13 protein-coding genes and 1 tRNA gene are annotated in these 10,037 nt (G+C 58.5%); 3 read left to right on the top strand and 11 right to left on the bottom strand.

The genetic code is table 11. The features are described from left to right. Positions 1–326 precede the first annotated feature (326 nt). The 3 genes from QP982_RS05495 to QP982_RS05485 form a co-directional block, all read right to left on the bottom strand. The gene (locus QP982_RS05495) at positions 327–524 is read right to left on the bottom strand and encodes a hypothetical protein (RefSeq protein ID WP_016422270.1); all 198 of its coding nucleotides are present in this window, start codon (positions 522–524) and stop codon (positions 327–329) included. Between the two features lie 182 nt (positions 525–706). Continuing rightward, positions 707–1,120: a hypothetical protein gene (locus QP982_RS05490; protein ID WP_224783804.1), complete on the bottom strand. Its 414-nt coding sequence runs from the start codon at positions 1,118–1,120 to the stop codon at positions 707–709. 162 nt (positions 1,121–1,282) lie between these two features. Next, positions 1,283–1,364 (bottom strand) — tRNA-Leu (locus tag QP982_RS05485). Between the two features lie 223 nt (positions 1,365–1,587). On the opposite strand from QP982_RS05485, the gene QP982_RS05480 reads away from it, so the two are divergent. Together QP982_RS05480 and QP982_RS05475 are read left to right on the top strand one after the other, a co-directional pair. Then, positions 1,588–1,983 carry a hypothetical protein gene (locus QP982_RS05480; RefSeq protein ID WP_049172873.1) on the top strand — a complete coding sequence of 132 codons (396 nt, stop codon included), beginning with the start codon at positions 1,588–1,590 and terminating at the stop codon, positions 1,981–1,983. Between the two features lie 33 nt (positions 1,984–2,016). After that, positions 2,017–2,370 (top strand): DUF3817 domain-containing protein, encoded by a 354-nt coding sequence (locus tag QP982_RS05475; RefSeq protein ID WP_005511118.1) that lies wholly within the window; start codon positions 2,017–2,019, stop codon positions 2,368–2,370. 34 nt (positions 2,371–2,404) lie between these two features. Here the strand turns inward: QP982_RS05475 and QP982_RS05470 are convergent, their stop codons facing one another. The 8 genes from QP982_RS05470 to clpS form a co-directional block, all read right to left on the bottom strand. Next, a complete protein-coding gene (locus QP982_RS05470; protein ID WP_049172870.1) occupies positions 2,405–3,106 on the bottom strand; it encodes a non-canonical purine NTP pyrophosphatase in 702 nt (233 codons plus the stop codon). After that, positions 3,103–3,864, bottom strand: coding sequence for a ribonuclease PH (gene rph, locus QP982_RS05465; protein WP_016422266.1), 762 nt, complete (start codon positions 3,862–3,864; stop codon positions 3,103–3,105). Before rph ends, QP982_RS05470 begins: the two co-directional genes overlap by 4 nt. A gap of 68 nt (positions 3,865–3,932) precedes the next feature. Next, on the bottom strand, positions 3,933–4,715 hold the full coding sequence (locus tag QP982_RS05460) for an MBL fold metallo-hydrolase (protein WP_070549691.1): 783 nt from the start codon (positions 4,713–4,715) through the stop codon (positions 3,933–3,935). Positions 4,716–4,788: 73 nt separating this feature from the next. Further along, positions 4,789–5,655 carry a glutamate racemase gene (gene murI, locus QP982_RS05455; RefSeq protein WP_370545756.1) on the bottom strand — a complete coding sequence of 289 codons (867 nt, stop codon included), beginning with the start codon at positions 5,653–5,655 and terminating at the stop codon, positions 4,789–4,791. A 108-nt stretch (positions 5,656–5,763) separates the two neighbouring features. Next, complete coding sequence (locus QP982_RS05450; RefSeq protein WP_016422263.1) at positions 5,764–6,438, bottom strand: rhomboid family intramembrane serine protease; 675 nt, start codon at positions 6,436–6,438, stop codon at positions 5,764–5,766. A gap of 16 nt (positions 6,439–6,454) precedes the next feature. Beyond that, positions 6,455–7,558 carry a P1 family peptidase gene (locus tag QP982_RS05445; RefSeq protein WP_049172868.1) on the bottom strand — a complete coding sequence of 368 codons (1,104 nt, stop codon included), beginning with the start codon at positions 7,556–7,558 and terminating at the stop codon, positions 6,455–6,457. An 85-nt stretch (positions 7,559–7,643) separates the two neighbouring features. Beyond that, on the bottom strand, positions 7,644–8,195 hold the full coding sequence (locus tag QP982_RS05440) for a DUF2017 domain-containing protein (RefSeq protein WP_005511188.1): 552 nt from the start codon (positions 8,193–8,195) through the stop codon (positions 7,644–7,646). A gap of 30 nt (positions 8,196–8,225) precedes the next feature. Continuing rightward, positions 8,226–8,519, bottom strand: a complete 294-nt coding sequence (clpS, locus tag QP982_RS05435) for an ATP-dependent Clp protease adapter ClpS (protein ID WP_005511165.1) — start codon at positions 8,517–8,519, stop codon at positions 8,226–8,228. Positions 8,520–8,600: 81 nt separating this feature from the next. On the opposite strand from clpS, the gene QP982_RS05430 reads away from it, so the two are divergent. Then, complete coding sequence (locus tag QP982_RS05430; protein WP_016422259.1) at positions 8,601–9,911, top strand: nicotinate phosphoribosyltransferase; 1,311 nt, start codon at positions 8,601–8,603, stop codon at positions 9,909–9,911. The last annotated feature ends 126 nt before the right edge of the window (positions 9,912–10,037 follow it).

Here is a 10,037-nt window from a genome sequence, read left to right as displayed (position 1 = left end):
CACTATGCCATAAATCATGAGGAATCCATCATGTTTTTCTCGCGCAGTTTCGCGGCGCCATCAACGCGAAGATAATTTGCAGCCCCAAAACGAGAGGCTGAACACGGCTGCGAAATCAGCGAGTACAACGCTTCGAAAGCGCAAGAACTTCGCAGGTAGGAAACAGTGTTCCCCTGTCGAAAAGTTGCTTGCGCTTCACCACCCTGGCAGCGCCGGCGGTGGAAAATAAAACGCGGAAGACCGAGCCAATTTATGCCCAATCGGTGATGAACATCACACCCGGAATGCGTGTCAATGGGCGCCGAGAACGCTCAATCTTTCCTCGATTAATCGCCTAGCATATCCAGAATTGTGGACTCCGCTTCTTCTAAGCGCCGCTCTGACTCTTCAAGATCCTGCTGCGACTTACCATCGCGCTCGACCTTGCCGTCGAAGATTGCGCAGGGATCATCGTTGACCACAGTGTCGTCGGGAACTATGCCACGACGCGCCATGTACTCATCCAGATGCATCGAGATGCTCATGTTGCCTCCCTGCTTCCACCTTACGATTCAAGATACGATTCGATCAGCGTCATTGTATCGACAGATTCGATTGCCCTACGCAGTGGAATGAGCGAACAAAGGTTTCCCAGAATGGCACTCACGCGCGCTGTGCGACTGCCCCGTCTTGCGTTCCCGCTAAAAGAGGCAGGACTGTCGCAGGTCTACAACTGGTCTGGCGGCCAGGGTTTTCCATCGGGGAAATACCGGTCAAATTTCCAGCCCAGACGGAAGGGGAGCACGAACTTTGGCGGGCAGTTGTTGGCCTCCCACATTGTCTTGGGTTTTGCCGCGTGTTCAGCGACCTTGCGGTCGGTGTACACCCCGTGACAGATGGGGTCCCAGAAATTGCTATCGGTGATTTCAAGAGTGGGGGTACCACTAAACACTCCGTAGAGGAGCTGGTCGCGGCTTTCAACCTCGACTTCGAAGTCTTCCCAGGTGCCAATCATGTCGCCGGGTTGTGCGCGCCACCAGTTGTCAATCGCGAGGGCGGTTTCTTCAGACTCGACGAACCCGCCGAGAGGTTCAGTGTTATCTGGGTAGCGGGGATAAACGACGCAGACAACAATTTTCATAGTCATGGTTCTACACCGTGCACGGGAGATTAGCGACCTTGGAATAGCTTCGGGCGGGAAATGGGCCAGATTTTGGGCACGCGGCCTAATGAGGGCGGAAAATCTGACGGGGTGGAGAACGAAGATACCCCGTGACCTGCATAGTCACGGGGTATTTATGTGTGCGCCTGGGGAGACTTGAACTCCCACGCCCTAAGGCACTGGAACCTAAATCCAGCGCGTCTGCCAATTCCGCCACAGGCGCCCGTCGCGAATCCGTGACAGTTACGTACAGTCCCCGTAAGCATGGACTACTGATAAGCCACCTACAGGCGCAACGAACTTTCACAGCTCATTTGGACTGTACACACTTTAACGGGTTTGCCGCAGATTTCCTAATGTCCTAGCTGAATTCCTAATGTCCCATCCCCTGCCTTATCCAGCGAGCGCGCTAGCTTGGCAGGTCACGGACTAGCTATGGTGGTTATGTGTCCACTTCACAGCATCCCAATACCACTGACAAGCCAGCGAAGATTCCCACTCGTACCCGCGTGGTGCAACTAATCTTCTTGGCTCTTGCAGTCGGCGCCACTCTTGTACTCGCCTACTGGCAGCTCAGCAGGTGGAACACAACCAGCTCATTCCAAAACCTGGGCTACGCACTGCAGTGGCCAGCTTTCGGCCTGTTCTTTATTTGGGCCTACCGCAAGTACATGGAGTACGAACGCGAACGCCTGAGCGGCAATAGCGAGGCCGCATTTGAGGCTAAAGACGATGTCATGACGGAAATCCCAGACGAATTCCTGCCGACCAACCCGGATGGCTCGCGAAAGGTGCAGCGTGTGGATGAGACACAATCGACGGATTCTGGCACCAACGCCTAGGCGATAACTGCTTATTCGAGAAAAGGACTTTTAGTGACCAACATCAATCCAGATCGTCAAGAGCGCGTAAGGAAGGCACTGACGTACTTCTCCGTCACCGCCTATTTCACGGGTGTGATGCTGCTCTTGCTGTGTGCCGAGATGATTTACAAGTACCTCATCCTCGACAACTCCGCCGACGCGCCGCGGTGGTTCTTCTACACCGCCCAGATTCACGGCTTCGGCTACATGGCATTCCTCATTGCCACCGTAAACCTGGGCACCAAAGCCCGCTGGGAACCAGCAAAGTGGATCATCACCGCGCTCGGTGGCGTGGTCCCGTTCCTCTCCTTCTTTGTCGAGAAGAAGCGCCGTGAGGAAGTCGAGACCGCTTTCCAGCTGAAGTAGCGGGCTCTCGGCAGCCCGAGGGCTCGCCCCAGGGCTACCCCTTAGCCTCAACCTCAGCCAGAATTTTCAGCGCCGGAGTCAAGGCACGCAGTGCACGCCCCCTGTGGCTAAAAGCGTCCTTGTCTTCGGCGCTCATTTGTGCCGCAGACAAGGCCCCCTCAGCTTCGTTGCCCTCCCCAACTGCGGGCGCGAACACCGGATCGTAGCCGAACCCATTGTCCCCAACAGGCTCGCGCAGAATGGCGCCAGGCCAGCGGCCCTCTACAACCAGCAGCAGATTACCGGCTTCATCGAGGACCGCTGGGAAACCGCCGTCGGCAAGCGCGGACGGCACCTCCTTGGCACCGGGGACGACCAACGCGCAGGCGGTACGGAAGGACGCCGTACGACGCTCATCTGGGCAGTCCCCCATCTGGGCGAGCAGCAGCTCGTAGTTAGCGACATCGTCGCCGTGAGTGCCCGACCAGCGCGCCGAGAGCACACCCGGCATGCCGTTTAGCTCATCGACGCTGAGCCCCGAATCGTCTGCCAAACACGCGTAGCCGGTGTGTTTCGCACCATCGAAAGCCTTGATGTAGGCGTTGTCCGCAAAAGTGCGACCGGTTTCGGGGCGCTCTGGGTACTCCGGGACGTCGCTAAGCGAAAGAAGTTCCACCGAATCAATACCCGCCGCACGCAGGATGCGGTCGAGCTCGACTAGTTTTTTAGAATTTCGGGTAGCGACGAGGAGCTTCACGGCAGCTCACCCGGGTACGGCGCACGCAGAACTTCCTGCTGCAGGGCAACGAGCTCACGCAGGCCCTTTTCCGCCGAGTCGAGCATGTCATTCAGCTGATCGCGGTCGAAGGTGCCTTCCTCGCCAGTGCCCTGGATTTCGACGAACTTGCCCTCTGCGGTCATCACCACGTTGAGGTCGACCTCAGCGCGGGAGTCCTCCTCGTAAGGCAGATCTAGACAGACACGGCCGTCAATAATGCCAACCGAAACAGCTGCGACTGGTGCCTTCAGCGGGGTGCCCGGAACAGCGCCCACTGCATGCAGGTAGGTCAGGGCATCAGCCAGCGCGACGTACGCACCGGTGATGGAAGCGGTTCGAGTACCACCATCCGCCTGCAGAACATCACAGTCGATGTTGATGGTGTTCTCACCGAGTTCCTTCAAGTCGATAGCAGCTCGCAAGGAGCGACCGATCAGACGGGAAATCTCGTGAGTGCGACCCTTGACCTTGCCGCGCATTGACTCGCGGGGCATGCGCTCGTGGGTAGAGGCCGGCAGCATGGAGTACTCAGCGGTCAACCAGCCCTCGCCGGAGTCACGCTTGAATCGTGGCACCGACTGTTCGACGGAAGCGGTGCACATTACACGCGTATTACCGAAAGTAACCAGCACAGAACCGGCCGGATTGTCGGTGAAGCCACGAGTGATGGTCACCTTGCGCATTTCATCAACCGCGCGTCCATCGGCACGGCGAAAATCGGAATTAGCTGTAGTCATGCCAACTACCCTACCGCCCGGCGCGAAAGCGGTGCGACAGCTGTACGGAAACCCGATAGTCGCTGAGACTAGCCGCCTAGCTCCATGCCCAGGTAGGCCAATTCAACGTCACCGGCAAAGGTACTCTTCGCAGCACGTAGTGCTTCTTCACCGTCGGCGTATGGCGGAATGTGAGTCAGCACCAACTTCTTAACCCCCGCCAGCGTCGCTGCCTTTCCGGCCTCGTAGCCCGTCAGGTGCATATCCGGTGGGGTGCCCTCTTCGTTGCTGCACCATGTGGCTTCACAAATGAAGATATCCGCATCCCGCGCCAGCTCCACCAGTTCATCGGTCCACGCAGTATCTCCGGTGTACGCAATGGTCAGACCATCTGCTTCAATGCGATATCCAACAGCTGGCACCGGGTGGACCATGTTATACGGCGTGACGACGGCGCCTCCGTCCGCTTCGCCCCCACCGACTAACAGTGGCTCACCTGGGTTACTCACAACCTGGTCAAAAGTGTCTTCCAGGTTGGCATCTTCTTCACTTCCCAGTGCTTTGCACATGGTGCCTATCCGGTCGTGAATGTCTCCGGGGCCAACCAGGAGATTCCGGGAACTCGCCGGGGCTGTCGGGTGGAAGCGACGCCAGACGAGCAGCCCTGGAATGTCTGCAGTGTGGTCTGGGTGCACATGAGTTAGTAACAAATCACAAGCTGCAGGATCAGAGATCTTCTGCAATTCGGCGAGGACACCGGGACCCAAATCAATGACAAAGGTTCGACCGTTATCCAGCTCAATGAGGTAGCCAGATGCTGGCGCCGATGGGCCACCCATGCTGCCTGTACATCCCAGAACCTTCAATCGCATACTTCAAGCTTGCCATGTAATTGATCAAAAACGAGCAAAAAACCAATGGAGTGTCTGGATTTAATAAGAAAGGTCACATTTGGGAATGCATAGTGACCTGGCTAATACCCGGCCCAAGGAAGCGCTTTGCCAGGGATGCAAAAACTTGCGGATCTCCAGTGGATTCGAATGTGCGCACAGGGTTCGGATTACTCTCCGGGTCAGCGAGCATGTCGGTCTTTGTGAGGATGCGCAGAACATCCTTCGACGTCTCCTCCGCCGACGACACTAGGGCGACGTCCTCCCCCATAGCCAGCTGAATCACACCAGACAGCAGCGGATAATGGGTGCAGCCCAGAACGAGGGTGTCTACACCATCGGCCTGCAATGGCGCGAGGTAGCCCTCCGCAAGTCCCAGAATCTGGCGACCAGAGGTGATTCCTCGCTCGACAAAGTCCACGAATCGCGGGCAGTCGACCGCAGAGACATCCACGCCAGGCACTGCATCAAAGAGATCTTGGTAGGCACGGGAGCGAATCGTGGCGGCGGTACCGATTACGCCGACTTTTCCATTCCTGGTAGTCGAGACCGCACGGCGCACAGCGGGCAGAATGACCTCGACTACTGGGACTGGGTAGCGCTCGCGGGCATCACGCAAAAATGCGGCCGAAGCCGTGTTGCAGGCAATGACAATCATCTTGCAGCCGCGTGCAACCAGTTCATCGGCAATCGCTTCCGCGTGCTGACGAACCTCGGCGATGCGCAACGGGCCGTAAGGGCCGTTGGCAGTATCGCCGATGTACATAATCGACTCGTGCGGCAGCTGATCCATGATGGCACGTGCCACTGTCAGCCCACCGACGCCGGAGTCAAAGATGCCAATCGGCGCTGTTCGGTCGGGGAAGCCGCTATCCTGCGCTCTCAGCTGATTGACTGCCTGAGTTTCTGCTCCTGCTCCCACCGCTATCTGGACTCCTCATATCGTTGGTCAAACACCGAAGCTCCTATTCTAGGCCGATTTCGTCAGGAGCTGATGCCACGTACCTCGGGCTCTTAGCGACGTGCACTCTTAGCCACGTGCACGACCGCGCTTAAACATCACCGCAGCCCAGATGCCCGCAAGCCCACCGAAGAGGTGCATCTGCCAACTAACAGCCATCTGTGTTGGCAGCACTCCCCAGATAAGACCCGAATACATCGATGCCAGAATCACGCCCAAAATAATCTGCATCACCCGACGATTCACGAAACCGCGTACGACCAAAAACGCCAGCCAGCCGTAAATCAGGCCGGACGCACCGATGTGGACGGTATTTACACCGCCGACCAGCCAGGTCAGACCGCCACCAACGACCGTAATCAAGAGTGTGACCTGCCAAAATAGCCGCTTCGACGACATTGCAATCAAACCGGCGAACAACGCCCCGGGCAGAGAGTTCGCCACAATGTGCCCGTAATCTGCGTGCAGCAGCGGTGCGGTCAAAATTCCCCACAGCGTCGAGGTTTCGCGTGGGCGCACACCGAAGTTGTTCAGCGCCCCACCAAAGATGAATTCGTTGACAAGAAAGACCGTCCAGATAAGTGCCAGGTACCCAATAGCCGTACTGATGGCCGCCCCGAGCCCGCCGTCGCGATCCTGTGGAACAATCTGATTATTCCGCCGCGTCTGCACGGGACCGCCCATCGGGTACTGCGCATAGTTCTGGTAATTCTGCTGTTGTCCCGAGCTCCATTGCGGATTCATTGGCGAACTTCCTTCACTACTTGTCCAGCATCTCTGACAGCGCGGCTACTTCCGCGCGTCCCGTTGCACTCATCACGGCATCGACAATAGCCATCTGCACCGCATCGGCCGCCATCGCAGCCAACAGGGCCACCACATCCGAGCCCACGGGTTCAGCGTTTCCGCTATCCGCCGCCTCGGCCGAGCTGAGGGCAAACAGCGTGTCACCGTCCATCGGCGCATGAGCCGGCCGAATCGCTCGCGCCAACCCGTCATGACCGCACATCGCCAACCGCTTCAACTGCGCAGTTGTCACCGGCGCATTGGTTATCAACGTGCCAATCGTTGTGTTTCGCGTGTTTGCCGACGACTCCCCGTCGCCAGCCGCATCGGCGAGAATTTTGGTTCTACCGACGAAAACCTGGTCCAGCCGGGCCAATGCCTCCTTGCTGGCACCGGCAGCCGCGGGCATTCCGTAAAGGTGTCCCTCCGGGTCAATGACCGCACCAAAGGAGTTCACCACCATTGCGGCAGCCACAAAGTACTTACCATCGGCGGAGGTCACACGGGCTTGTCCAAAACCACCCTTGATTGCCCCGGCCATAGCACCGACACCGGCACCTACTGTCCCGGAGGGAGTGTCCTCCGGGACGTCGTCAAGCGCGTGCGACAACGCCTCGCGCCCTAGTTCAGCGGTGGGCAGCGTCGGCTCCCCCAACAGCAAGTCGAAGATGACAGCACCGGGAACGATGGGCACGAGGATATCCGGACGAGTTGGGGTGACCTCAAAGCCAATGCCGCGGTCGCGCAGTTCGCGCATAACTCCGTCGGCAGCTGCGAGGCCGTACGCGGAGCCGCCAGCCAAAACGACAGCGTGGGCGCGTTCGACGGTATTCTCCGGTGCGAGCAGGTCGGTCTCGCGGGTGCCCGGACCGCCGCCGCGGACATCGACAGCGCCGACAGCACCGCCTGGAGCGGCGATGACGGTGACTCCGGTATCCCCCTCAGAAGCATGGCCGATAGAGATGCCGTCGATGGAGTCGAGACAGCCTGCGCCGATGTCGATGCTCGCGCCCAGCGCAGCACTGCTGGCTTGGTGTCGAATGTCGGTGGGGCTGATTGCGAAGATCTCAGAATTCATTGTCGACCACGGCACCTTTCACCACAGTTCATGGCAGCTAACCTCAGTTGATTACTGCATCTTTTCGGGGTTTTGCTCGGATTCGCTACTCACCCATGAGCTGGTCCAACAGTGACTCTTGGTTGTAGGACAGCCACTGGTACATCGCGTCGGTCTGCTCAATCTGTTCGATGGAGCCATTGAGGTTCTCCATGGAAACATGCAGGTAAATACGTAGGTCATTGATACCCGCCACCCAGGCATGGGCATCACTTTCGGAAATGGATACCTGCCCCGACTCGGCGGGCTCCAGGGCGTCGATAATCGCACGCAGGGAATGGAGCTTGCTCTCTACAATCTCCGATTCATGCAGCTGGCGCATGAGGGCGTTTTCCCCCTCCACGCTCTCCTCACCCGGCTTGGTGAAGTCCGGCAACAGGCGCGCAAGCTTCGGATCGGATGGGGCCTCGGAGTGTCCGACAGGCATTCCCGTCATTTCCGCGAGCTCATCCTTCGGTGCCGACCGGGCTCGCTCCATCAGCGAGTCCGCCACAGTAGCAGCCAGATTCAGCAGCAAATCCCGCTCCGTGCCTTCAAAAGCCGTGACGTACTTGACGCCACCGCCGAGAAGGGATCGCTTGCGCTTCCAAGGACGCATGTAAATTCTCTCCCGCTGTCGAATATCGGCTTAGTCAGCCTGCTCCATTGTTGCCCACAAGCCTGCCTTGTGGAGCTTCTTCACATCGGCCTCCACCTTGTCACGCTCACCGGAAGACACGATTGCCTTGCCCTCCGTGTGAACCGTCATCATCAGCGCGTGCGCCTTCTTTCGGTCCATGCCGAAGAGCATCTGAAACACGTAGGTGACATAACTCATCGAATTAACCTGGTCATCCCACACAATGCACTGCCAGGGTCGGTTCGATTCCGTCACGACATCGGCATCCATAGTGGGCATCGGTGTTGCTGCTGGCATGCTCATAGGCACCAGGATAGTACGGAGTGGCGCGCGCTCGCCGGAACCGACTGCCCCGGCCCGCTTCAGCCGACTAGACTGTTGACCGTGATTGATAAGCATTCCTCCACCGCCCTTCTCACCGATAAGTACGAGCTGACGATGCTGCAGGCATCGCTTGCCGACGGATCCGGCGAGCGCCAGGTCGCCTTCGAGGTGTTTGGCCGTCGCCTGCCGAATGAGCGTCGCTATGGCGTTGTCGCTGGTACAGCGCGTGTGTTGGATGCTATCCGCAACTTCCGCTTCACCGAGGAACAGCTGGCTTCGCTGGACTTCCTCGATGACAGGACGCTGGATTACCTGCGTAACTATTCCTTCAGTGGCCAAGTCGACGGCTACCGCGAGGGAGAGCTCTACTTCCCCGCCTCGCCCATTTTGACGGTGCGAGGCACTTTCGCCGAGTGCGTCATTTTGGAGACTGTTATTCTCTCCATTCTCAATGCGGACTCCGCCATCGCCTCGGCAGCAACCCGAATGGTCACGGCTGCCGGTGGGCGCCCGATTATTGAAATGGGTTCGCGTCGCACTCATGAAGAAGCAGCTGTGACTGCTGCCCGCGCCGCTTACCTGGCAGGTTTTAGCGCCACCTCCAACTTGGAGGCAGCGGCACGGTACAACATCCCAGCCTCCGGTACCGCTGCGCACGCGTGGACTCTGTTGCACACCAACCCAGATGGCACGACGAACGAGGCTGCGGCCTTCAAGGCTCAGATTGACACACTGGGAACCGACACCACTTTGTTGGTGGATACCTACGACATCACCGAGGGCGTCAATACGGCTATTGAGGTCGCGGGTCCGGAACTCGGCGGTGTACGTATTGACTCCGGCGACCTCGGAGTTCTCGCTCGCCAGGTGCGTCAGCAGCTCGACTCGCTGGGGGCGCACAACACCAACATCGTAGTGTCCTCTGACCTCGACGAGTTCGCCATTGCGGCGCTGAGGGCAGAGCCGGTCGATGTCTACGGCGTGGGCACCTCTGTAGTCACTGGCTCCGGCGCACCGACTGCGGGCCTGGTCTACAAGATGGTCGAAGTTGATGGGGTGCCCGTCGCCAAGCGCTCGTTGGACAAGCGAAGCCACGGTGGCGTGAAGGCGGCTATTCGTACCTGCCGTCGTTCCGGTACCGCCGTGGAGGAAATCGCTTTCCCGCTCGGCTCAGAAATCCCGGATGTGGGCAACCTGCACTACCGCGATCTGACCATTCCGATGATGCGCGATGGCGAGGTCGTCGATGGTCTACCGACCTTGGAGGAGTCCCGCGATCACTTGGTTAAAGCGCTGGTCAGCCTCCCGTGGGAGGGACTTGCACTTTCCCGTGACGAGCCGGTACTGTCCGTCCGTTTTCACGGCGTTTAGGCGGCGGGGGAACTGTGTCGGACAGTATCGGGCACGCAGATTTTGCTGAGCTATCGGACGACTTTGAGGACTTTGACGATGTTGACGAGCTAGCTTCACCGAGAGCCAGCGTCCATAACGCGGATA

The organism is Corynebacterium sp. MSK019 (assembly GCF_030232425.1).
Lineage (GTDB): Bacteria > Actinomycetota > Actinomycetes > Mycobacteriales > Mycobacteriaceae > Corynebacterium > Corynebacterium jeikeium_D.
Note: the sequence above shows the minus strand (reverse complement) of the source record. Positions and strands in the feature narration are given on the sequence as shown.